This is a genomic window from Paraburkholderia dilworthii (assembly GCF_000472525.1).
GTDB lineage: Bacteria > Pseudomonadota > Gammaproteobacteria > Burkholderiales > Burkholderiaceae > Paraburkholderia > Paraburkholderia dilworthii.
The window spans coordinates 1-23968 of record NZ_AWZT01000058.1 but is presented as its reverse complement, the minus strand read 5'-3'; the positions used below and the strand labels follow the sequence as shown (position 1 = coordinate 23968).

23 protein-coding genes are annotated in these 23968 nt (G+C 58.6%); 7 read left to right on the top strand and 16 right to left on the bottom strand.

The window, feature by feature from the left end; genetic code table 11:
* Positions 1 to 2709: 2709 nt before the first annotated feature.
* Positions 2710 to 3687, bottom strand: a complete 978-nt coding sequence (locus tag F759_RS0131440; protein ID WP_063829681.1) for a ParB/RepB/Spo0J family partition protein — start codon at positions 3685 to 3687, stop codon at positions 2710 to 2712.
* Positions 3684 to 4892: a ParA family protein gene (locus F759_RS0131435; RefSeq protein WP_027803336.1), complete on the bottom strand. Its 1209-nt coding sequence runs from the start codon at positions 4890 to 4892 to the stop codon at positions 3684 to 3686. The genes F759_RS0131440 and F759_RS0131435 overlap by 4 nt, the downstream gene beginning before the upstream one ends.
* 780 nt (positions 4893 to 5672) lie before the next feature.
* Here F759_RS0131435 and F759_RS0131430 point away from each other — a divergent pair.
* Positions 5673 to 7049, top strand: coding sequence for a replication initiation protein (locus F759_RS0131430; protein ID WP_027803335.1), 1377 nt, complete (start codon positions 5673 to 5675; stop codon positions 7047 to 7049).
* Positions 7050 to 7414: 365 nt separating this feature from the next.
* On the opposite strand, the gene F759_RS0131425 is transcribed toward F759_RS0131430, so the two are convergent.
* Positions 7415 to 7927: a hypothetical protein gene (locus F759_RS0131425; protein WP_027803334.1), complete on the bottom strand. Its 513-nt coding sequence runs from the start codon at positions 7925 to 7927 to the stop codon at positions 7415 to 7417.
* Positions 7928 to 8116: 189 nt separating this feature from the next.
* Positions 8117 to 8572: a hypothetical protein gene (locus tag F759_RS44525; RefSeq protein ID WP_027803333.1), complete on the bottom strand. Its 456-nt coding sequence runs from the start codon at positions 8570 to 8572 to the stop codon at positions 8117 to 8119.
* A gap of 36 nt (positions 8573 to 8608) precedes the next feature.
* Here F759_RS44525 and F759_RS41550 point away from each other — a divergent pair, with 36 nt between their 5' ends.
* Positions 8609 to 9082, top strand: coding sequence for a hypothetical protein (locus tag F759_RS41550; protein ID WP_244438965.1), 474 nt, complete (start codon positions 8609 to 8611; stop codon positions 9080 to 9082).
* 437 nt (positions 9083 to 9519) lie between these two features.
* Here F759_RS41550 and F759_RS45285 read toward each other — a convergent pair whose 3' ends face one another.
* The 4 genes from F759_RS45285 to F759_RS0131390 all read right to left on the bottom strand — a co-directional run bounded on the left by F759_RS45285 (position 9520) and on the right by F759_RS0131390 (position 13556).
* Positions 9520 to 11526, bottom strand: coding sequence for an IS4 family transposase (locus F759_RS45285; RefSeq protein ID WP_161633345.1), 2007 nt, complete (start codon positions 11524 to 11526; stop codon positions 9520 to 9522).
* Positions 11527 to 11644: 118 nt separating this feature from the next.
* A complete protein-coding gene (locus tag F759_RS0131405; RefSeq protein WP_027803332.1) occupies positions 11645 to 11878 on the bottom strand; it encodes a hypothetical protein in 234 nt (77 codons plus the stop codon).
* Between the two features lie 242 nt (positions 11879 to 12120).
* On the bottom strand, positions 12121 to 12531 hold the full coding sequence (locus tag F759_RS0131395; RefSeq protein WP_027803331.1) for a hypothetical protein: 411 nt from the start codon (positions 12529 to 12531) through the stop codon (positions 12121 to 12123).
* A complete protein-coding gene (locus F759_RS0131390) occupies positions 12528 to 13556 on the bottom strand; it encodes a PRTRC system protein D (RefSeq protein WP_027803330.1) in 1029 nt (342 codons plus the stop codon). Before F759_RS0131390 ends, F759_RS0131395 begins: the two co-directional genes overlap by 4 nt.
* 1380 nt (positions 13557 to 14936) lie before the next feature.
* On the opposite strand from F759_RS0131390, the gene F759_RS0131385 reads away from it, so the two are divergent.
* Positions 14937 to 16064, top strand: a complete 1128-nt coding sequence (locus F759_RS0131385) for an integrase domain-containing protein (RefSeq protein ID WP_027803329.1) — start codon at positions 14937 to 14939, stop codon at positions 16062 to 16064.
* Positions 16065 to 16408: 344 nt separating this feature from the next.
* Here F759_RS0131385 and F759_RS42925 read toward each other — a convergent pair whose 3' ends face one another.
* From F759_RS42925 to F759_RS39105, 6 genes are all read right to left on the bottom strand, one after another.
* The gene (locus F759_RS42925; RefSeq protein WP_154670924.1) at positions 16409 to 16546 is read right to left on the bottom strand and encodes a hypothetical protein; all 138 of its coding nucleotides are present in this window, start codon (positions 16544 to 16546) and stop codon (positions 16409 to 16411) included.
* Positions 16547 to 16627: 81 nt separating this feature from the next.
* Entirely contained in the window at positions 16628 to 17296 is a 669-nt protein-coding gene (locus F759_RS0131370; protein ID WP_027803328.1) for a Lar family restriction alleviation protein, read from the bottom strand.
* Positions 17297 to 17394: 98 nt separating this feature from the next.
* Positions 17395 to 17787, bottom strand: a complete 393-nt coding sequence (locus F759_RS0131365) for a DUF7682 family zinc-binding protein (protein WP_027803327.1) — start codon at positions 17785 to 17787, stop codon at positions 17395 to 17397.
* 59 nt (positions 17788 to 17846) lie between these two features.
* Positions 17847 to 18158, bottom strand: a complete 312-nt coding sequence (locus tag F759_RS0131360) for a hypothetical protein (protein ID WP_244438964.1) — start codon at positions 18156 to 18158, stop codon at positions 17847 to 17849.
* A gap of 27 nt (positions 18159 to 18185) precedes the next feature.
* Positions 18186 to 18680, bottom strand: coding sequence for a hypothetical protein (locus F759_RS0131355; RefSeq protein WP_027803325.1), 495 nt, complete (start codon positions 18678 to 18680; stop codon positions 18186 to 18188).
* A 55-nt stretch (positions 18681 to 18735) separates the two neighbouring features.
* Entirely contained in the window at positions 18736 to 19620 is an 885-nt protein-coding gene (locus tag F759_RS39105; RefSeq protein WP_274533501.1) for a DUF1173 family protein, read from the bottom strand.
* A 138-nt stretch (positions 19621 to 19758) separates the two neighbouring features.
* Here F759_RS39105 and F759_RS0131345 point away from each other — a divergent pair, with 138 nt between their 5' ends.
* From F759_RS0131345 to F759_RS0131320, 4 genes are all read left to right on the top strand, one after another.
* Positions 19759 to 20151 (top strand): hypothetical protein, encoded by a 393-nt coding sequence (locus tag F759_RS0131345; RefSeq protein ID WP_027803324.1) that lies wholly within the window; start codon positions 19759 to 19761, stop codon positions 20149 to 20151.
* A gap of 762 nt (positions 20152 to 20913) precedes the next feature.
* The gene (locus F759_RS39095) at positions 20914 to 21294 is read left to right on the top strand and encodes a hypothetical protein (protein ID WP_051377519.1); all 381 of its coding nucleotides are present in this window, start codon (positions 20914 to 20916) and stop codon (positions 21292 to 21294) included.
* Positions 21295 to 21436: 142 nt separating this feature from the next.
* Positions 21437 to 22267 carry a hypothetical protein gene (locus tag F759_RS39090; RefSeq protein WP_027803323.1) on the top strand — a complete coding sequence of 277 codons (831 nt, stop codon included), beginning with the start codon at positions 21437 to 21439 and terminating at the stop codon, positions 22265 to 22267.
* A gap of 329 nt (positions 22268 to 22596) precedes the next feature.
* Complete coding sequence (locus F759_RS0131320; protein ID WP_027803322.1) at positions 22597 to 22863, top strand: hypothetical protein; 267 nt, start codon at positions 22597 to 22599, stop codon at positions 22861 to 22863.
* A 90-nt stretch (positions 22864 to 22953) separates the two neighbouring features.
* Here the strand turns inward: F759_RS0131320 and F759_RS0131315 are convergent, their stop codons facing one another.
* Positions 22954 to 23259 carry a hypothetical protein gene (locus F759_RS0131315; RefSeq protein WP_027803321.1) on the bottom strand — a complete coding sequence of 102 codons (306 nt, stop codon included), beginning with the start codon at positions 23257 to 23259 and terminating at the stop codon, positions 22954 to 22956.
* A gap of 108 nt (positions 23260 to 23367) precedes the next feature.
* Entirely contained in the window at positions 23368 to 23685 is a 318-nt protein-coding gene (locus tag F759_RS39085; protein ID WP_051377518.1) for a hypothetical protein, read from the bottom strand.
* Between the last annotated feature and the right edge of the window lie 283 nt (positions 23686 to 23968).

Here is a 23968-nt window from a genome sequence, read left to right as displayed (position 1 = left end):
GCAGTGCCGCATGGTTGCGGCAGCGCCCGGCCCGGAGGCCTCAGTCGCGGCGGACGGGCACCGACGAGGGGCCAAGCTCCGGCGACATTCCGCTTCAGGTGACGCACGAGAGCAACGTATTGCGGGTGGACGGCGTCGCGCACGCGTCGACATCGAACGCTGATGCGAAGCGAACAGCATCAAGGCTACACGCTCTGGGGCCATGGCATTCTGCAGCAGAACAAAAACATGCACGCCGATCGCGACGCTGCAAACGGCACCGTCACCAAAGACAACATGGTCTGGCAGCGTCCGGTGTCCTCCGCGAATTCGAAACCGAGCAATAGCGGAACTGGCGGGTATTCAATGGGCACATGCGCGGTTGGACAGCGTCGGCTGAATCGAAGCCGTTGCTCATTTGCTTGATTCGTCCTTGTCATTCGAGGCCCTCCTCGTGATCGTGAACACCCGTCGTCGGTGGCGGACTAAAGGCGTTCGTGTGGACTGTCGCTGGCGGGTGCGAGACGATGCAATTTCCCGCTCCGGCTTGACGACCGCCTCGGCCCCCGGCGGGCACCCCCTACAAAACACGTAGCATTCGTTACGTTTCTGCGCTGGCGGCAAAGCGAACCAGTCGGAACATATCTGATTGCCCCCGGGAGCGGGTCGCCAGCCCATGTCGACCGATCGGCGTGAAACATTTATACGGCGAGCGCAAATTTGCCAAGTGAAACAGGAACTTGCGAGCATCGGACTACTTACCCGCCTGTTTCACGCGACGTTCTACTGGATCTTTCTGACGCGAGCCAGTTATTTCGGAGTACGAACGTAGCGAGGCTCTGCGTTCCGTACCTTCCCCTCGAATACATGACTGTTGAGCTGTTCCTTCGCTCGCGCCGCATTCAAATCTTGCCACGGGCTCGGCTCCACGCCCACCCGGGCCAGTGCGCCGTAGATCCAACATCACTTCCCTTGGTGAGCCCGATGGGGCGTTGGCCAGGGTGCGACGCGCACAATGGAGCAAGCCGAGGCATCGATTGAACGGTACCGCGTCGCGTTCTCCGCGGGCTACCTTCAAGGGCCGGGTGACCGAGCCCGCCCGGCCCAGCACCTTGGGTTCAGCGGGTCGCGTGCAAGACCGCCGCGACAAAAAAATGCCCCGTGACCGCGTTTGTCGCCGCCGACCCCGCCTGCGACGTCCAGCCCTCGGGCCCTTCCTTCTACGACTCCGGCGTCCTGGACATCCGGCGGGGCGACGTCCCGCGCGCCGGATCGCGACCTAACTGGAGTGCACCTCGACGGTGACGGCCTTCTAATCGAAGCGCGAGCGGGTTCCCAAGGTGTCGGCCTGAGGATGCCGCAGTTGCGGCCTGAGTCGTCGCGGGCATTGTGCAGCGCGACGTTTCCTTACCTCGATCTTATTGCTCAAAAGGTCGCACATCGAACGCTGCTAAAGACACCGGTTGTGCGCACGATGACTTGCAGATAGCAGATTCTCGGCGGGCCAACAAGACCCATCAGCATCCACGCTCGGCGCCGAAGAATTACCTCGACCGCAGCGCGTTCGCCAAGCAGGGCGTTCGTTGATAGAGCGGCGGGGCTGCTAAACCACCTGCAGGCGCAGCGCAGCGAACTGACGAGAGGCGGATCTGCGCGAAGCGCGAAGCGAGTGTTCGATGCAGAGCTCCGTAAATCGGGCGCTCAACCGGCTGCGTCTATGTGCCGTGCGTCGTGGGCAACGGCGCGAAGGAACGTTTGGCGCCACAGTGTGCTCTTGGCGCTCGATTACCATCTCCAGTCGCGATCCCCCGCTTGCTTGCCACCCGGCTAATTGCAGCGTTGGCCGATAAGAAACATCGACCGCGTACGCCGCGAAGCAGCAGACGCGGCGCCGAAGCTGGCGAAGCTCTGGCTGTCGTCACCCTAGGGCGAGGCGCGTCCGGAGCTTCACCCGGCACGGTTGCGCAACCGTTTTCATCGACGCGGCGGCTACGTGCGCGTCCGTTGACGGTCGGGCAGTCAGCGATGACATCTTACTGGCAGGCCCGGCCCGGCGACTAATGGCTGTCGTCGACAGAAACTAGAGGCCACCCAAGAGAGCCAATGCGGAGATGCGACAACTATGCCTCGGCATGCTAGCTATGGTCCCGAGCGGCCGGCGAAGGTAATGGCCAAGGCATCCAAGCGCCGGATGTCCGCGGTCGGCGGCGGCCACCCCGAGACGATTCGTGTTTTTGTGGTGTTGGGGGTGTCCCCATTGGGGACAGAAGGTAGCAGAAGGGAACATCACGACCGCTGCCCCTCACCTGACGTTTTCATTAATTTCGCCAAATGCAACGGCAGGCATCGCCGGTGCGGGGCTATTGCAGATGCATGAGAGTCGACATCGGCCTTATCGAACGGCGCAGCCAAAAACTGGGCCTTCGTGTCAGGGCGGCGACCTTGCGGCAGACAGATCGCCGTGTCCGCCGACTGTCAATTAGAGCGGCGATTCGCGACTGAGGGCAGTGGTTAAGGTTGACATCGGAAACGATGCACCGGGACCATGTTCGCTGCCCTGCTTAACGGCGGAAAGCCCGCGGACGCCTGAGCTGACAATCGCGTGCCGCGAGAACAACCGCATTGTGTCCCCACTGGGGACACAATGCCTAACCCTGCGAGGGCAGTTGCTAAACATTACAGCGCATTCTCTATGCGCGGCACGTCGCGAAACCGGACGCCGGGAACATTTCAATCGGGATTGCCGTGGCTCGCGGAAAAAAGTTCGGCGATAAGCGCCCGGATCCTTTGCTCCCTGTCGGCGGACAGCATCCCCGCCTTGATCTTTACCGTGAAGCCGATGGCGTCCTTCGTGATCGACCCCGCCTGGTTTTTACCGGAGAAGATCTTCTCGATGCTTCGATCACTAACGCGAACAGACTGGTTCCCGTCACCGTCTATTGCAACCTTGAGCGCCCTTGCCAGCTTCGTCTGGTCTAGCTCGCCGTTGACTAGCTTTTTCCAAAGGCCCCGAGCAAGTTCGAGCGCACTCGAATCTTTCTCGCGAAGCGCCGACACCATTCCTTCCGCCGCATGCGCGCCGATAAGTCGCGGTTGGACATCCAAATCGTGAATGACGAAATCCGGCAACTCGCCGAACGCCAAGAACCGATAGAGCTCCGAGCGAGACATTCCCAACGCTTCTGCCATACGTTTCCGACTTGGAAATTCCTTTTCTGCGCGCCGAATCGACCGCGCAATCTCATAGTCGGACAAATCCTCACGCGCCACATTCTCCACCAGAGCCAACATCGCCATCTCTTCGTCGGACAGTTCGATGATGACAACCTTGATCGACTCCTTACCAATCATCTTGTGCGCTCGCCAGCGTCGCTCGCCAGCCACGATCTGATAACCGTTCCTAGCCCGGCGGACCACAATGGGCTGGACCAGCCCCGCTTCACGTATTGATTCGGCGAGCTGCGCAAGCTTAGCCTCGTTAAAAACCTGCCTCGGCTGCCAAGGATTGGGTACGACTTCGTTCACCGGCAGCTCGGAAGCAGCGCCCGACTTCTCCAGTTCGACGATACGCTGCTGTGCGGCTGCCAAAGCGCCGGCCATTCCAGGTGCCGTGCGCGGGGTAGAGGGCTTGTCTTGTTGCTCAATTTTTATGTCTTTCGCTGCCCGTACGTCAGCAGTCTTGTTCATCATGCGGTCGCGAAGACTCATTGCCCGGCCCTCCATTGAGCTACGTATTGGTCATCGATCCATTTGCAATATTCCATCAGCGGCAACTTGACGCGCGCCAACGTTTTGGCCACTGAATCAGCTCGCGACAAGTCGAACACCGTCGAAAATGCCAGTGCGCCGTTACTCATGACGGAACTGGCAGGAACTTCCGTTGTATGCAGCCAATCGCCATAAGCCCGCTGCGCCCATGAGCGAACTACCGGCGCCGACGACGTCGTGCCGTAGTCCACTCTCGACAGCAGAACCGAAATGAAGTCGTACGTTTTGTCGACCTCATGTTCAACGAATCCGTTCGCTACCTCGGCGAACAACGACCAAAACGATACCGAGGAGATAAAGTCCAAACTCTCTGGGACCAAGGGCATGACCATCGAATCGGCCGCCATCAGTCCATTCAGCGTCATGTATGAAAGCGAGGGCGCAGTGTCGAGAACGATGTAGTCGTACTGTGTCCGCAACGGCTCGATGCCCTTGCGCAACACGGACCAAAATTCGAATCCCGGGTTCGTCTGCTGGGCCGTCGGAAGGTGGAACTCCGCGTCGTGCAAATAATTATGCGCGGGGATAACGTCAAGTCCGTCCCAGTACGTGCTTTGGACCTTAGCAGCCAGACCGCCTTCAATGGTTGGGTCATAGATATACGGAAGCACTGTGTCTTCCCAAGTCACATCCTTTTCCGCATACAGACCGCACAACTCGGACAATGAAGCTTGCGGATCGAGGTCAATCACGAGTACTTTCCGACCGCGTAGGCTGAGCCCTTGGCCGATGCACATTGTCGTTGTTGTCTTGCAGGATCCACCCTTGAAGTTCGCCGTAATCAACACCCGTCCACGATGTTCGCGCGTACCTGTGACCAAAGGCGTTTGATAAACGTCTGATACCTGCTGGACCCAAGTGCGCACGTCTTTGAGGGAGAATATCCGCGCTCGACCGGTGCCATGGGCTTCGCCGCGCGGCAGATTGCCACCTTCTTTCGTCGCTAGGTAGTTGATTTTTTGCCTGTCGATTCCGCAAAGCTCCGACAGTTCCCCAATGGTGAATACAGGAGGTGTTTTTCGCGGCCGCGGCGCCAAGATTTGATCGCGCAGTTCGTTCGTCATGACCGATAGGCGCTCAGAGAAGTCTCCGAGGTCAGATAGCTTGACACTTCGGTCGATGCCGGGCAACTCGCTGAAATTCATTAGCATTTCCTTTCGCTTTTGACGGTGAGGTGTTATCTACACACTCATCGCATGTTTTTACGGTTTCATACTGATGTCTCACAGAACCGTAGAATACCTTCCAAACCGGAGAATGGCTATCAGAATGCGACACGCGGGTTTAGGCCCTGCGATCAAGAAAAAGCGCCTACGCGTCAATGACTTAATCCGAGACCGAGGAAATGCGGGCATCGGATGACGGGGAGCCGTTCCAGTTTTCGGTAGGCCGCTGTCACAAAACATCTCACCTTGGTCGCGTAAATCCCGTCGGGCCTAAGCGCCTTTTTGCCCAAAGCACAATTCACCTCACCTTCCAGAGTTCCACGGACCATCGTTCGCTGCCTATCCGTGTTCAACGCGCCTACGCCCCCTAGTTATCTCTGCAGGCGTGCGTGCACTTTCACATCTCAATGGGGTAAGTAGTTTATGTTTTCAAATAAAAGAAACTAACTTACTACTAACGGCCGGCCACGATCTGTTAATAAACAGTGACTTAGAGTATCAAGGTGAGGTGTTATGTGTCGCAGGTGCTGTGAATTGAGCGACTAAGTGAGGTTTTTTGCACTTAAAGGTGACCCGATCTGGGCCAGAAGGTGAGGTCCGTCGCAAGGATAGGTGAGGTGAATTGAGCGCCAATTCAGGCAAGGTGAGGCCTTTTGTGATCTATCGCCCCTGCAAGGTGAGGTAACGTGTGTTGACACGGCACCTTCGCGTCGGTACGGTACCGTCCGATAGCAACTGGAACAACGACTGGGAGGCTGAATGGGGACTGAGGGGCAAGTGGCCACGTCTAGGCAGCTAGCATTGGCGCTATTCGACGATGCGAACGCCGAAGACTTGCCGCTCGATGCCGCCCGTTCCGACATTGGATTCGCACGAAAGAACGTCTTGATACGCATCATTGATCTCGGCGTGGCCGCTCGGCGGTTGATAGACGCGGCATACTTCATCGTCGCCCAAGAAGAACAGCCACGAGATCTGTATGACGTCGAGTTGGACTACTTCAAGTGGCTCATGCGGTACTCCAGCCGTAACAATGCTCATCTTGAGCAAGTCATCACCGAAGCACAACGAGCGCTAATACAAGCCACCACCGCTCCCGACGCGGATGGAACCAAGCCTTTTGGCTCTGTGCAGTTGATTGGCCGAATCTCCTATCAGGGCGGACGCTTCCAGTTCCGAGTTCCGACGGACCTCGTAGGAATAATACGTGGTCCCGGAAAGTCGCATTGGTTAAGCCTGCGCATAACGTCGCTATTTACGCTCAGTTACGCGCGGGTGATGTACGACCACCTATTACCCTACGCGGATGACGGCACAACCGATTGGTTTGAGCTAGAGGAGTTGCGCTCATGGCAAGGGGCAATGGGCGCGAAGGCGCACGAGTTCAAATACTTCAAACGAGACTGGCTCGCGCCGGCCGTGGACCAGATCAATGAAGTTTCGGATCTGAAGATCTCCTATGAGACTCGCAACGAGCCGGGCTCCCGGAAAATCGGTCGACTACGATTCCGCATTGAGCGGAAAGAGTTGGCCGAACGCGTCTTGCACACCCACGAACAAGCGCAAGCGCTATACAGGACCTTGAAGCAGGAGTTCGGACTGTCCAGCGCGCAGCTTAATCAGATTGCGGCGGATCGAGACAAATATACCGACGAACGTCTGGAGCAGGCGATCGAGCGTACTCGTTTCAGCCTGAGGCTAGGCAATATATCGAAGAGCCCGGCGGGGTTCTTCATGAAGGCTTTGAAGGAGCAGTGGATCGTATCCGACGCTGAACGCCAGATGGTGCAGATCCAGGAGAGTCTTGCGCAGACAGAGAAACGGGAGTTGGAACAGAAGCAGCAGGTTCAAACCCGTATGGCTTTGCGAATCGCTGCCCAAGATGTGCACGCACAAGACCGAATGGTGGAGGAAGTCCGCCGCGGTTGGGAAGCGTATGAAGCTGCGACGACTAAGCAGCGGGATGACTGGCGACGGACCTATAAAGGGACGCCGGCGGGAAAACTGACGTTGCGGCGGTTAGGCATCGATCCCGGCGCGGACTTGTCAGATGCAATAATTGAGAAATACCCCGATCTGAAGGACGGATTCGCCGGCTATGTGTTCAATAGGTCGAAGTCTGGCAAGAGTCGTTAGTACACCTTGGCGCGGACCGTACCGATTCGGGCACCACCCACGCCCCGGGGCGGGACATGAGCGCTCCTGTTTCCGGACCAGCAACCCGACCGTCGGCTCTACGGCAACGCGGCCCGCGAGCGGACGGTTGCGCCTGTCGCTCCCCGCAATCCCTCGCACCTCCGATTTCAGATCACGATTGCGCGACTGCACCGCTTCGTCACCCGTCAGGACCCATCCCGCCAAACACAGTTCGGCCCCTCATCCAGCAACGTCCCTGACTATTGCGGGCCATCAATCACCGTAGCCTTCGCGACCCCGACCGCATCGGAGCTCTCCGCGGTTTCCTCCCTTCAGGTTTGTCCAACGCCTGCCCGCATGCGCCTTCACGCCCGTGCGAGCCCACGGACAGGGCAGCCGTCCTCGCTAAGCCGGGATTGCGGTATGCCCATATGTGCCGCCGCGACGCCTTTGCTCGGGAATTTGCCTCTTAGGTAATACGCTGCAATGGCGAGCGGCGCGTTCAATCCCGGAGGAGCCGCTCGTGAGCTTACTTGGCCGCCCGATCGCAATGCACGCAAAATATCCCTCGCGTCCATTCCAGTTGTGTCAATCTCTGCGGCGCTTGCAGTGAGCAGGCTTTCTCCACGCTGACTTGCCAGTCTTAGGAGTGCGCGCGCGTTACCATTGCTCAAGCCGGCTTTGTCGAACAGTCCTGTAAGCACCCTAGGCAAACGCGAGACGGCCAGAGCCTCGGCAATCCTCGGTGGCGCCAGGTTTGTCTCGAACAATCTGGACAGCTTGGCTGCTGCCTGGCGATATGTGTTCCATTGCGTTCCCACGTCGGCCTTATAAATCGCTGCTAGCCTCAATGCATCGTCGACGACTTTTTCCGTCATTGAAAGTTCTCAATAAAATCGTTGGGAGAAGCACAGCCAGCAAGCCACCGTCGAAGGTCTCCACCTGGAAACCGAAAGGTGCGCCCCTACGGTTGCTTTAGAACCGGCCAATCGCTTCTGCGTCTGCAACCGCTACTGCGCCGTTGCACCGCGCGTTATCCGCCGCAGTTCACGGCTTTTTAACCATGGTTAATTTTTTTGCTCGCGCCGCCCGCGCAACCGACTGTTTTCAAACAAAAAAAGCAAGTTATCTTGTTCCAGGAATGTAAATTTGTAAAAGAATTCGGAACAGACCGAAACGATACACCGCAGCACGATCAACGGAACGCCGAAAGGGTGCCGATTTCGACTCTCTTTCCGGCGGAGGTCCGTAACCATGGTTAAAGTTTTCGAGGGCCAGCACGGCTTACAGTGAACTGTCGTGACCACAAAGGCGCTCAAATCTCTGTGCCTTTCCCTGAAAACCCTTGTTAGAAATTGTTTCAACGGTACCCATTCATCAAGGGTTGCCATGCGCATTTTCAGGAACAAGCGGCAGGCCGCGCTATCCACGGCCCCCGGCATGTACGCCGAGGAAGATCCATCGACAGTCATTTTCGGGACTAGCACGCGGCTGAAGGTTGAGCGCAACCGCTGGATGCTCATTGCCTTCGCCTGTGCTGCGGTCGCAGCCGGTGCCGTGTGGACACGGCAGCCGCCCCTTCGGTTACCCGCGTGGTCGGCGTCTCGGCCGACGTGAGCGGTCACCCGGTCGTGACGGAACTCGTCGCCTACAAGCCGGACTCGCAGGCGCTGCGCACGAGCATGCGCGACATGGCGGTGCGCTGGTTCACGATCGAGCCAGTGCTGACGGACAGCCCGCAGACGTCGCGCATGTCGTCGAACATCAACTCGGTAAAGGCCCAGATGATCGGTGCTGCAACCGACCAGTTCAAGAGCTGGCTGCGCGACGACGCCCCCTTTCCAGCAGATCACCGCAAATCCCAAGCTGATCCGCGAAGTGAACGTGCGCAATATCGCTGCTTGAAGATCAGACTGTTCTCGTTGAGTTCACAACGACGACCTCGCAGGCCGGCGCGACCGGCAAAGTCTTGGAATCGCGGCATAAATCAGTCCAAGAATTTAGCCGCACCCCCCCGAGAAACGCGGCGTTGAGCTGGACGACGCGTGGACGTATTGCGTTCGCCATCAGGGCCGAGCTCGCGGTATCGCCATATTGCATTGACTCAACCCCATAACGACAAACCCGGCCAATGGCCGTAATGCCGTTCACTTAACGATCATGAAAAAGCCGCGCATCCTCACAGGAGCGCGGCTTTTTTCATTTTTCACGGGCGATTTATGAGTCGGACTAGATCCTAGACGACTGACTCATGTCGGACCCACAAGAGACGGTCGCCTTTCGTGAAAGCGGCCGCTCCGCTGCCCGCAAATCTTACTTGCGGGCAAAGGTGTGGGAGAGATGGCTCGAAATGCCGAGCGGTTCCAAGGGCACGTGACTAGATGACGAGTCCTGTGATTGCTTTTCGGCTTACCGCCAACGAAAGTCGCTCGCTCAGAGAACTGAGACGGTAGTATCTTGGAGCGCCAGTTTATCGAACTCCAAAGGCGCCAATCATGCTCAGTGGCTGATACTCGTTGACGAGCTCTATCAGCCGATGCCGATCCGTGTCGAAGATTTCTTGTGCGCCGATGACAGGCACGGCAACGCCTGAGTACATGACAGTTACCTTCGGAGGTAACGGATAGCCCTTCGCAACCTCTTTTCCAACGACCCGCACAAAGATGGACGCCGACGCGACGTCGTCGTTGGCTTGCAGTTCCCATGAGTCGCCCTTGACGCGGAGAGGAATAGCAAATTTTTCCCAGTCGCGGGCCCTATGCGGTTGAGGAGTGTTGCGGTCGAAAGGGAAAAAATTGTGCGCGCCATCTTGACCGCCGACATTCGAACGGATGACCAAAGGAGGTTCTGCGATGACAATCCCTGTCTTGTTAGTCAGATATTCTCTAAACACAGTACTGGACTCCCACTGGGAGGGCGGTTCAATTCGAGCGTGAACAGATTGGAACTTGACTTGCCTGTCTTCAGCGAATGCCCGGAAGGCTTTTTCTTGCAGCGAGAGTACGTAATCATCAACCGGATGGTCGATGGGATAAATCGACTCCGACTTCACAACGACGTTGTACCCAACCCCGCGAGTGATGGACTTGTTGAAGACCTGCACGGCCACCGGGTTCGAAGGCGAATCGACAATTATCACCGGTAGGTCGAGCTCATTCGTTGCTGTATTGGGGCTGGGCTCCGAGCAATAGGACGGCGCGCGCATGAACAGCGCAGCATCCCCACTCAGTAATTTCAAGAGAGGCCCCGCAGGCGGACTAATCGACCAAGCAGATACCGGAGCCGACTTTTCCATAAGACGCGAGCATCTCCAATGATAGTCCACTGTGTAGGGCTTTCCGTTTATCAGAAGCTCTGCCTTTAATCCGAATCGACGAGTCTCGGTGCTCGCGGTCTTGGAGGCGCAATGCAGATATGCAAGGGCGCCCCAAAACTCTTGATAGACGCAGTCAACCGTTTGACTCCGCAATGTCAGCCCAGCGCCTAACATCGTATCCTTTAGTTCGAGGTAGCTCGTCTCGATCTGCCAACGACGCCGGTAGGTGGATGCGATGTCCTCCGGTCTGAATCGCCGCCTGTCTGTTAGAGATGTCAGGAGTGTTCGTTCACGTCCCTTCGCGTCGGTAGTGCGGATTGCACGAGCATGCCAGTGTTCGGGCATGCCAGGATTCGCGCGCCGTGCAGGTTGCGAGACCTTGAGCAATACGAGCTGGTCCTCTTTCGTTCCCTCTATGTGCTGCCACCGGGTATTGGACTTCGCCGGGATGATGAAATGTCGACTCGCACCTGAGGCCCTGAGACTCCACAGAATTTGCGCGGACATAAAGCCCTTATCGAACACCGTGACGGAATGGTCCGGAATGCGAGGAACGAGTTGGCGGGCCGTTAGCATCTCATTCTTCCCATACGGGCCTATTTCGGCATCGCGGACGATATGTGTGTCGATCGACGAGAGGGTTACGGCGCGAGCTTGCGGATAACTTCCCACTCTGCCGCTTCCACTTAGCTGTGAGCCAAAATGTGCACGGTTACATTGACTGTCGGCTGTCCGCAGAGTGGTACCGTCCATAGCGAATAGCGTCAGACCTTTGAACGTCGATTGCGCCTCGCTCTCGTTGGCCCACTCGCATGCGGACCTTCTGAACAGCCATTTGAGCGGTGCTGCCCCGATTCCCTGTCTAGCTTGCGTGATGGCGCTCTTGCTAACGAAAGCGCCGTCCTTTGCTGGAAGAGCGATGTCCAGCGCATCGACAACTTCGCTCGCTGATTGATGACGATATAGCGCAAGCGCGACAACTAGCCATATCGCCTGCTCGGCCGGTAGGCGCCGACGTCGAATGCTGGTGGTGGCCGTAGCTGCCGTGGCATCAGTTAGCCAGATTGGATGGAATTGGGCGGGCAGTCGGGGCATTCCGGCTACCTGCCTCGATGGCTCGGCGGCTTTAACACTGGTTCGCATGGCGATGAAAGTTAACATCGCCATGCGTCGTTTACAACCGTTTTTTGGCGGCCGCTGTTCCTGCTATCCCCGTCCTTAAGTGAACGGCATTACGGCCAATGGCCGGGTTTTTTTCACCCTGAGTCGATGATTTGGTTCACCACGGAGAGGTCTTGATTCGGAAGACGATCTTTAACAGCAGGAACATCATGAATAGGAACGGGCGCAGTATGCCAATCGCCCACAGAAATGCGATGCCGCAAATCATAAAGACCGAAACGGTGAGATCACATTTGGGCAATAAAACGTCGATGGCAATCAAGCCGAAAAGCGCGGCGGCAACGATCGCACGGCGCGCAAGCGGATCCAGACTCCAGAATTTGTTAAGCATGATCGCTGTCCTTGTGAAGCCACGACAGCACCACACCGCGCAGATGATACGAAGACTCTAAGGCAGCAACGCCTACAGCCACCAGGAGCCAGAAGCGCGCGGCCCGAGTCCAGTCCGCGTTAATTAGTACGTGCAGGAGATCCATTGTTTTTACTCCGTTAGTGACGCCCGTTATTGCGGGCCGATGACCTATCTTCGCAAATCCGGTGCGAAGTCAAGGCCACTGGCCGCGCAAGATCACATCACTTCATCATCAGGTGCAAGCCGTCCAGGGCGTCGTCATCCAAGTGCGCGTCGGGAAGCGTTGCTTCCGTAGCGGGCGTCGACTGCAACGAGACTATCGGCGACTGCTCCGGTGTTACATGGTCTGACGCTTTCGCCGGTGTGGGTGTCATGGCAGGGTGCAGGAGGCCAGTGGCCCGCGCCGTACGCGTCCTCGGTGGGACTTGCAGGGCAGATTCTGGAGGCCGCCACGCCTGCTGTGCACCGACCTCTTGAGGGACGCTCAGCAAGTTCGCGCGGGCGGCGGCGCTAGCCAATGCCTTCAACGCGCCGGCTCTAAGTCTTGGGTTCTCGAACCGGGCAAGGTAAGCAAACAGGTGCGGATCAGTCGCATCGTTGATAGTGGTCTTGATCAGCATCTTGTCGTTCATGCAGCCACCCCGAGGGACGCAGACCTGCGCTCACGCGCCAATAACGACTCACCAAGGATCAGATACCCTTTCGCGTTCGCGTAGCAGGCGCCGTCGAGGACAACGACGGGTAGTTCGGGATACTGCTCGCTAATTGCGTTGCTGTACAGGGATGCACCGCCTCCCGTCAGGACGATCGAGCGGAATTCTTCGCCGTCGCCTACGGACGTGGCAATCTTTGCGACGGTCGCCTTGATGTCGGGGTCGCACTGACGGAGGAACGGCTCAAGGTCGAGCTGGCTTCCATGGAAGGAGAAGGGGCGTTTTTCGCGCAGGCACTTGTCTATACGCTCTACGCCCTTGACGTACTTGTTCCGCGTCTCGCCGATCTTGTTCGCAATCTTCCGGTAGATCGCCGATGCACCGCCGTCCACACCGCTACTGCGACGGTCGTCCATCACATACCCTTCTGCAACGACCCAATCGGTTGTGTGGTAGCCAACGTCGACAATCAGATGGATGGCATCGCGGTCGAACTTTGCCCCTTTCTCGCCACCGTATGCGGAAAAGGAAACGAGAGAACCGAGTGGTTGTGGAACGACCTTTACAGCATTGATTTTCACATCACCGTGACCGAAGTCGAACGTTCCCTTGTACCTGTCGCGCACCGCGTCAGCGATCGCCATGCGTTCGACCGGCAAGCCAAGCATCAGGAGATCGACCTCGCTGACACCTGCGAGCGTGATTGAGCCGCCGAGCAGCGCAGCATAGTTGTCCGTCAATGCGAACTCGCTGTGCAGCGTCCGGCCGATTTCGCCCGTGGCGGACTCAATCAGGACCCCCGGGCCAACTTCAAAATCGGCGCCGTTGACGGTTATCGACTTGACGTTGCGGGTCTCGGCCATGGAGTTGCTGTCTGACACCTTGGGTCCAAAAGAGGTCGGCGTCAGCGACGGAAACATCTTGAGGGCTACATCAGAGCCCATTCGAAAAGCGCTCTTTGTGTTGCCGAAACCAACGTCGACTGCGAACACGGGTGCTTTCATTTGCTCTCTCCAGAGAAGTTAGGTTGGTCGTCGTCTTGAAGCTTCGCGGTCGCGGCGGCGCTGGGAGTCCGATGTGTGCTGGACATCACGCTGGCGCCTTTTGGGGCACTTCTTGGACTCACAAGTGCCCCAGCGCATGAAGCGCCGGGGGGGTGCCCCACAAGTGCCCCACAAGTGCCCCACAAGTGCCCAAAAGGTGCCCCAACGTCACTGGCAACCCTTTCTGCACGCCGTACTGGTCATGCGATTGGCCACTTAACGGCCCCAAATAGGGCCCTTAAGTGCCCCAAGGCGGTTGACGTGTCTAACTGTATCGACCAAAGCCCGAAGTCAAGGAAGCTAAAGCTCGCATGATTTATGGAGCTTAAGAAAGTGAAGGAGCGGCGCGAGCGGTTATTCTCAACGTTACCCACCGCGCGATTAGCGCATCGACCTCCAAGTTTCACCATAGAAGGGATCGCTTTGCCTAGCGAAAACCCTTCCTGTCACAGGCCGCAAACTGACGCGGCCTTTTTCTGAATCAAATCAAGTGCACGATGGCCCACACAGAGGACATCGGACACGCGATATCGATTGGGTTTGCGGGAGGTTTTGCCCGAATCTGCGCACAGAGACAACGTGTAAGGCGGACAGTCGGACACTTCCGGCTCTGCGCACAACGACTCAAACACGCATGGACACACCCTTTCAGCACACGGAGCTGGGACCGTTGCATGAAGCCCGACACACAGCGGCCGATTGAACGGACTTTGGGGTGGGGTAGGTGACCGCGACAAAGCAAAGCGGACACATCCCTGTACGAAAGACGACGGCGGGCGGGGCCGGGAAAAGACGCAAACAGGTATTGCCGGGCAGATGGCCACAGTCGTGCGAGTCGAGAGACAGGCGCACACGGGCACGCGATGCGTGTCACAGGCCGGTACGGCAGCCAGAGCAGTCGGCGGGGTCGGATGCGCGGAGCGAAAAAGCTCCGCGGTCTGACATGCGAGACAGTGGACCCAATCAACGACGATGGACTCTGCAAAGGCAGATCCGGTTCGAAGATGGCAGGGAACGCAGGGATCGCACGCAAGGCGTCACGCGATAGCGCGGCGTCTGGCAGCAGGCAGCAACTGGACGGTCCAGCACGTATCTTCCACGTGCGGGGTTGATCGAATCGAATCGCTAAAGGACAGGAAGGCAGTACCCGGCGGGGAACGCAGGGCGCAGCGCGGTCAGGTTGATGCAGGGGATAGGCTCCCGGCGTCCCGCGCGCAGCGCCACCGACGATGGCCGCGTCTGTCGTGCGCGGCCTGACAAGAACAGATGCCCAAAGCCGGGCCGGCGTCCAGACGAAGGCGTTGGGCCGCTTGTGGCGCGGTTAACTAGTGGGGTAACGAAGTGTCCGCGATTTTGAACGTGCGCGCCGTTTTACGCGGCTACCGGTTGCCCGCCGAATTCAAGGGCGCATTGGAAAAGCTGCTATTGGACAACGTGAATCGCGTTCACAGTCGGACGAGAATCAGCGCGAAACCGCTTTCGATCAGGACGCAGGAACGCCGAACGACGGTGATCTGCAAGTCATTCGAAGAGCTGCGCCAGAACGGATTCGCGTTGCAGTCGCCCCATTCACTCAAGCAAAAGCACGTCGAGTACCTCGTCAAACTCTGGGTTGACGCTAAACAGACTGGCAGCACAGTCGAGAACAAGCTGACGCATCTTCGAGCCCTTTGCGAGTGGATGAACAAGCCAAACCTCATCGGCACACTGGGCGACTATGTTGATCGCGAGAAGCACGATCTGGTGCGTTCGTACGTCGCGCAGCGAGACAGGTCGTGGGAAGGCAATGGGATCGACGCTGAAGAGAAAATAAGCGAGATCGCTGTGATAAACCCGAACGTCGCGGTGCAACTGAAGCTTCAGGCGGCATTCGGTTTGCGCGTGGAGGAGAGCTTCCTGCTTCGACCGGCGGAGGCGATGCGGGATGACGGTTTATTGAGTGTCACGCGCGGCACCAAGGGCGGCCGCGATCGGCTTGTGCCAATCGAGTTCAAGCTCGCTGTGCTCGAGGAGGCTGCGGCGCTTTCAAACCCATACAGCGGGTCAACGATCCCGCATGGATACACGAAGCAGCAGTGGCGGGAACACTACTATCACGTGCTCAAAAAACATGGCGTCACGCAGGCGGGGATCGGAGTGACCAGTCACGGTCTGCGTCACCAGTTCCTGCAGCAAATGTACGAACGGATTACTGGTGTCGGAGCGCCAATCAAGTTGCCTGCGGAACGGGTAGATCGCGAAGCGCATAAGGCGGCAATGCAGCGCGTCGTCGCGGCAGCGGGGCACAGTCGGGCAACGAAGGCGAACGCTTATCTCTCAACGCATGCTGCGTTGGCTGTGAAGAAGACGAGTTCGCTAACCAGAGAGATGGCACTGGAGGCCGTCGCAACGGCAGGCGGGGTGAAGTCGCGCGCCGCAGCCGCGATGGGAATCTCGCGCCAAGCGCTGTACAGGCTGTTAGAGAAGTGAATGGGGCCGCTTTGTCCGGTTGCCTGCCTCACACCGTCCAAGGCTAATGAGCCACGGTCTCCGCTACCGGCACATGCAGGCACCGATGAAGCAACCCACGCAGCCGGTAGATCGCGAGGTGCAGAAGGCGGCTATGGCGCGCATTGTCGAAATGGCCCGACACACGACAACGCGGGGAATGCTCGGCTGATGTGGTAACGGCAGCCGGTCGTTGTTCCAAAAATCTATCCAAATATCCGTTTTTGGAACGGAGGGGGTCGGAAAAAAATGCTGGCCAATCAGGCACTTGGTGACGTCCGTTTTCGTAAAAAAATAACCATGGTTAATTTTTTGGACTGTTTTGGCTAACGCAGCCACTCGAGGACAGGGCTGGTCAGTGCGTGATACGTGAAAATCACTCCGAGTGCCAGCACGGTAAGCAGCTGCGGAACGAGCTTTTCGCGATGGCGGTACGCGGCACGAATGTATTCGACTGGGGACATGGTTTTCTCCGACAGGTGGTTGTTCGCTCACCGATGTGGCGAGAGTTGAGTCCAGTATGGCGCCGCTCCTGCGAAGTCAAGTCACCAGCGGTTGCGATCCGGTAGGTCGTCAACGGCGGCTGAGACCCGGGTCTCAAAGGAGCAATCCTCGTCACCACTGGTCGCCGGAATGCGTGGGAACTGAACGGACGCCACACCATCGATGTAGACGAAGCGCGCCATCTGCTGCAGCGTGCGATAACGGGCGGCATCCTCGAGCACCGGGTCGATCGGCCAGAAATCGCGCGTGGTGATTTTCCCGTCGACAATCTTCTGCGCGAGCATTGAGAAAATCGGGCCGCGCTTCTCCCAGTCCTCCGTTGTGCGACTAAGTAAATCGAGGATGTACGGCGCGTCGATCGGCGAGATCTCTTTGCGTACGAGGTCGAGCAATTCGCCCTCGGCCGCGGCCGGGCGGTTCAATCGCTGATTCCATATCTTTCCGGCCTCATCGAGTGCGGCGTGCCTGTCGTCGCCGACGGGTATCCACGGCGTCTGCATCCCGCAGTCGTCGCACAGGATGCAGCAAAGCTTCTCGGTCGGCGGCTCCGACAGCGACCGCGCCTCCATATCGTTCGTCACGGGGGCGGTGCTGGAATTGATCTGCAGGAAATCCGTCGAAGGCCTGATGCGGCCCCTGATCACTCGTTGGGACCAGCCGAACGCCCAGGTGTCGCCACAGTGTGCGCAGGGGAAAAGTTCATCAGTCATGGCGCTTCCTGGGGACCGTGTATTTATAGTCGAATTGTAATGTCTGCCGACCAGCGCTTCTGGGCAAAACGACAGGAATAAACACAAATTGCGGCAAGTCAGCCGCTCAGGGCGTCAGTTGCGCGGTTGTACGCTTCGTGGGAAAGAAGGCGTAGAGGGCGCGATGACTCACAGTCAAACACCAGGCGGTAGGCGTATCCAACGGGCACCGAGAGGAGCTGCCGGTTCGACGAGCGGATAGGTTTTCCCTTGAGCGCGCACGGGTGAGTGCCGTCCCGCACTTTCGCGAGGATCGATCGAGCCTCTCTCTGAAGGGATGGCAGGTGAGCCACGCAGGACAGGTCGACCGGGTCGGCTGCGGCCAGTTCTTGCCTGGCGAGGCGCTTATGCTGTCGCGCGAGCGCCTCGGCTTCCTTGGCTTTGGTGGCGGCGGCGCAGGTATGGCAGTACTTGCCTTTGCCCGAGTGCCCGCAAGGGAAGTCTCGCTTCATGGTGATGCCCTTCAGTTAGATGGTTCACCATTCGACCATGGAGCACGCTCCAGTCAAGGTCAGGTTGAGGAGGGATTGGACGGGTCTTTCGTGGGCTGCCGGGAATCCAGTTCGGCCGACAGTTCGAGGATGCGTGAGTCCGCTCGCGCGAGCCTCGTTTCCAGGCGCTCTATGTGAGCGAGTGCAACGGCGTACTGGTCCGCGAGCATCGTGAGGGCCCAGAAGGGCGTGAGGGTGGCGGAGCAATCCCGGCAGGTAACGATTCCGCCGCGCGGGTCGAGGCGGATATTGCGATGGGCGCACTCGCCGGGGCGGTGCGTGCGGTCGTCTTTGGTTACGCGCATGCGCGCGAACGGGAGGACACTGCTCATGCGCTTCCGGGCGGTAAGGGTACGGGTTTATGGGGCGGGGGCGGGGGACTGTATGTCAACAGCGGCGTCGGGCGCAAAGAGGTTCCGGGAGATCGCTTCGTCGCGCCGGTAGTGCCGCTCGATCGTGTCAAGGTAACCACGGAACGCGTCCGTGTCAGAAGGGGGGACGCGGCCGCTGCCGGTCGCAAAGCGCACGTCGGTTGGAGCGTTGGCTTGCCGCTCAATGCTTGTGAGCGCAGCCACGTCCGGAAGCCACCAGCGATTCCAGCGCGTCGTGAACTTCAGCCAGCCGCGCGCGGCGGCGTCCATTTCGCTCCACGATGCCTGAAAGTCGAGAATCGCGCCGAGAGAGCTGAAGAAGGCCATCGGTACGGTTGTGTCGTCCGCAGTAGCGACGACGATCTGCTTGCGCCGTTCGTCGACCGGATCGGTCGAGCTTGCCATGCAGAGCGCCGGATAGCTGACGTGCCAGTCAGCACCGCGGGCCAGAGCGCGCTGAAGAAAGAAAAAGTTGGATTCCATTTTGTCGATCCTGTTCGGGCTATATCTGCCTCAGCCTATATGCATCGGCGGCAAGTCAAGTCGGCGACGGTAGCACGATGGAGGCGAGCGGCGATGGTGGAACCCATTCGACGCATGGCTCACGGCGCGAAGCGTACATCGCCTGCTTCTGCAACTTGCGGGCGCGGTATGCGTCGTTAGCTTCCATGCCATAGATCTCGATTGCGGTTGGCCGCGCTGTGTCTGTCAGACGGAAGTCGGGCAGCATGTCGTCGCCCTCGTCCCGCCGTAGCGGCTTTTCGAACCGCCGCCGCTCATCCACAAGACGGTTCGCCATATCGACCTCGTAGCTCGAGTCGCACGGTATGAACGCGCGGTTGCAAAGCTGCAGGGCGAGATCGACCGCGCGCAGATTGCCGTCCTTCGTGCGTTCAACGACGAGCACGGCGACGACCCGGGCTTCCGGCTGGCCGATCATCGGCCACCCGTGCCGGTAAGAACGTGCAGCGCTTTCAACAAGCGCTTTCGATGCATAGAACGTCTCGAACGTCTGACGCAGGCGAACGATGAAGCCATACTTTGAAGGATCGATGGCCTTGATTTCCGCGATCACGACGCCGCGGTGCGATTTTGTCGGCGTGGTCCTGATCCGGCTCAGGAAGGCGTCGAACTCGGCCTTGATGGTCGGCAGTTCACTTTCTTCATAGCGCCGCATGACGTGAACGACGTCCTGAACCGGCTTGCCGTTCATCTTCCCTTCGCCGAGCACCGCGAGGATCTGTGCGCTGCAGGTGCCCCAGTTGCGCTGCGCTCCGCCTGACCAATGGTTCAGGCCAGCGTCTTGCCACACGCGCTGCAAAGACCCGAGTAGCGGTGCTGATCGGCGCGACGCAGCGCGCCTCTTGTCGCCTGGTGAGCTTTCGCTTCTAACAGTACCGACAGTGCGCACCGTCAGGGACACGTCTAGTCTTGCATTGAGTCCCGCATGCGTCGTGCGGATACCGGATTACCCACTGATTCTGCGCGCGCCGTCACCGGTGCGCTTCCGTTGCGGGGCAACTCCCCGCAAGGGAGTCGCCTGGTCTTTTCGAAGTACACCATGAAATTTCGCAAGCTGTTCTACGCGGATCGTCGATCCGCTGGCGCCGGGGCTACCGCTGCTCTCCAGCAGCAGGCCTCGCGCGTTCTTCGCCGTGTCGCGCAAGACCTGCGTCTTCGGTCCCATGAAATTGTCGTCGAGCCGTCGCGCCGCAATTCTCCGGGGCGTGTTTCGCTTCGCACCGAGACGCTGTTTGTCGAGGTGCTGGACCGGCCTTGCCAGAAGGCTGTCGCCCTCAGCTTCCGCACGCGCCGCGGCCGCTCGGACCTTACGGGTGGGGGCGGAAACTACGTGCCGCTCGAGCAGATCGAGACGACGCGTGGCTATCAGTCGTTCCTCGATGGCCTCCGGCTGGCAAGTGGCATCGACACCTCGTCGCGAGGTCGCCGATGAAACTCGCAAACGTCAAAGTCGATACTCGTGCGGCACGACGATAACGGACAGGGTGACGCTTGACCCGGCAACGGGACAGGTGCGTCTGCCTCCGCGTCTTCAGACGCTGCTGCGCACGGTGGAGGAAACCGAATGCTCCCCGTCGTTTGTTCTTGAGTACAACGGCTCAACGTTGCCTGTCACGGTGGATTCGAGCGGACTCCGGAAAATCGGAGAGCCCGGTCAGCCGAAGTCAGGCCTCGAACAGCTGTTGAATCCGACGAAGGATGAACGACAGCAGAACGCACGGTTCCTTCATACTCTGTCGGCTGCGTCCGTGGGCGGCCTGGTCGGCTACGTTCATGCTGCATCCAGGCTGGACTCGACGACAATCGCTGGCACCGCGATTCTCGCAATAGTTGCGATACTATCCTGATATGTCGGTATTGTTGAAATGAAAGGAGATTGAAATGGTTGCAAACCTCATCACTCTCGGTGTGGGCGTGTCCATTGCAGCATTCTTTCTCTGGACGAATAAAAACGGGCGTAAGCGCGATCATGAGCGCGCCTGGGGCAAACGTGATTAAAGAAGCGGCCTGACGCCGCTTCAAACAGATAGAGCCGCTCCTTCGGGGGCGTTTTTTTTCGTTTTTTTCGACCATTGAACGCGCCTTCGGGCGCGTTTTTCTTTTTGTGAGACCAGAAATGAACCATGTACTTGTAAAGCCTGTGCACCTTCGGCAGCCCGTTGCCGTTGCCTCGGCGGTCGGAAACGGAAGCGTCGTGGCCGCGATCGCCGGCGCACGCGCTGATGCGTTGCCGTGCGGTGACCGTCTGGACGTGGAAGGCAAGACTGTTGGAGAGGTCTGTTCGATGCTCTGCAAGGTGTTGCGCAGTACGGAGCTTGAGCCGGAGTGGCTTATCCAAGCCAACATGTTGGATGATCCCAACGAAGCGACCAGCGGTGCGCGCATGGACAGAGTCTGGCCTGCAGACAGCGTCTGGAACCGCGTGGCTGTCTCCGTTGACATCGGCAGATCCGAAGGCTGGATCGCTCATGTTGACTGGATTAGCCGCACGGAAATACCGGACGTCGTCGGCCGCGGATATGCCGTGATGCCGCTCCTGCGTGCAAAGGTGTTCGTCGCAGACCAGGCGTCGTAACTGGCGCGCTTCATTGCCAACGCGATCGACGTGGCCTAACGCTCTTCTTCGCGTCGTTAGGCGCAACTCTTCATATTCAACCCTCGCGGGCAATCGGCCCGACAAGGGAACGATTGTCCGCTTATTCTTTTCCGGAGCAATCGTGTATCAACTCTCCTTCGCTGGTCTCTCCCTTTCTATCGGTACGCTGTTCGAAGTACTGGCGGTCTTCAGGACCGACGCTCGCCTGCTTGCGCTTGAATCGTCAGAAATCGTGCTGCAGCACTGCGGCCAGCCGGTTCGGGTGATCCGCCACAACGGCTCGCTCACGGTGCGCCGGCCGGGCACTGCCCGCGACGTTTTCCTTTCCCTGCTCGATGAGATCGACGGCGCGTACTTCCGGCCGAACGGCGCACTGCAGGCTGCATGGCAGATCCGGCGCTCACGCTGGAAGCTGCTCTACGATGCGTTCGACCTCACGTCGACGCTGCGGCTCATCATCTCGTCAGAGCAGATCGACGCTGCGGCAAATGGCCAAGGTCATATCGGCCTGCACGAACTGCTGCAGTCTGAATGCGAGCGCCGGTTCGGGTTTCGCTACGCGGGCCCCGAGTACGGCCACACGCGGCATTTGAACGGCCGGCATGAAGTCCACGTCGCCTACGCACTCGCCGAAGGCTGGCCTGTTCCCGAAGCTGTGCTCGATGAGTATCGCCAGTTGCCCGACAGGTTCACAACCGATGTCACATGGGGCAAGGCGCTGATACGTGGACGTACAGTAATGAAAATCGCCCGCTATATCGCAAACGTCGCCGCCACGTTGGTGCTGGGTGACCTGCTTGCGCGCCAGGTGGCAACAGCAGTGTATGCAAGTCCTGACGCTGTCCAGTCAATAAGACGGCTTCTGATGTCGGTCGGCGTATTAAAGCCAGACAGTTCGTACGACATCGACGGTCCCTTGCTGATCGCAATTCTCGCCGTGTCGGTTGGATAGTCGGCGTGGCTGTTTGGGCCATCAACATCGGAGCACGACGCTACCGGCAAGCGGCGCACCACTGAGGCCGGGATGCGCAGTTAATCGCGCTGCACGGTCGTCTGATGCCGCTGTATTGCTCCTGAATCTCACTTCTCGTAATCGAATGGCAAACCGATCCACAACACGGAAACAACCTCGACCTTCCTCGACTGGGACACCGGCATCGATCAGGCCGGATGCGCAGGAGGAGCTACCGGACGAAGTGAAGGATCGGTTGACTCATGCAGAGATCGTTCGGCTCGACGGCCAGGTGACCGGGTTGGAGTGCGGCACGGAAAAAGCAGATCGTGACAGGCGTCGAGGTTTGGCGTGGCAGCCGTCATGGCCTTCTGCCTTTTCAACTACCCGCACGCGGTGAGCGGGTCGAGGACGGACTCTCGGCGTACGTGGTGATGAATTCGATCGTCGCAGTTGCCTTGGCAGGTTACTTACTGACTATCGCTTACGGGGCGTTGCGTTGGCGACTGAATCTGCCGACGCTCCGTCAGCGCAATCTTCTTGCAGTACTGCATGCGCTTGAGGTTTTCGACAAGAGCACGATACGCGCGGTGTAATTTCCTACCGTCTCGCGATAGCCTGCCGGTTCTGGTCATCACGTGAACCGCGGGAGCGCGGTTCACGCTGCTAGTCGGTAGGGCGGCTCCTCACGTAGCGGCTTCTTCCGCCTTCGCGATCTGACGACGCAAACAGGCGCGCATGTCGTACGCCGCTTCGGCGGCCGTCCTTGAGTAGCCTTCGCTGATGATGACCGTCTCGGCCTTGACCTCAAGCAACTCTCCGCCTTCATCGCGAACGCGGTTAAGTACCGTTTTCGAGATGCGCCAGACCCACTCATCAAGACCACTCTTGTCGGTCGACAGGTACATGGTGCCGAACAACTCGCCGTGTGTGAATGTGAACAGGTCATCTCTGGTCACCACGGACTGCAGTGGGGTATCGTCAATCGCCATTTCTGGCCTTCATTCAAGTTAACCGCGCCCCTGCGCGGCAGCGTTCTTCTCAATTCGATCGCGCTGGCAAGCCTCTAATCTGCCCATACGCACACGCCGCTTCACTGATCATTTTTCATCGTCGGTCAGCGCCGCGACACGTGGCCATAGCCACGCCTGGAGAGCCCAGCCAGGCGGCTCATCCATCACCTGAAAATTGTACTCATGCGGATCATCGAAAATATCGTTGTACGTCTCGTCCAATTCCTGTTGCATGCACTCAAGGTCGGACATGCTCATGTAGTGCCACGCCTTGCGGAAGCGGTGTTCTCCGGCGACGACTTTTCGCGCCGGGAGGTCGATCAGTATCCTGGGTGACAGATACGGCTCACTCGCCCACAGGGACTCCCAACGACCGACGGCATATCGGCATGTCAAAGCGGTCACTGAAGCATCCGCGCGATAACTGCGCCTGCTGGCTTGCCGCCTGCGCGATCGACGTAGAACGCGACGGCACCTCCTACGACATCGNGCGAGCGGATATGAATCGGCTGGTCCGTCGTGGTCGCCGGCTGATTGGCCGCATTGCCGCGACGCTTGATTTCCGGAGCGTTATACGTAATCGGGTAGTCGATCATCTGCGCCTCAGCCTGAACCACGAGTCGGATGCAGTCGTGGCGAACGCCCGTCAGTTCGACCTCAATAATCCGGTTGAGGATGACATCCAGAG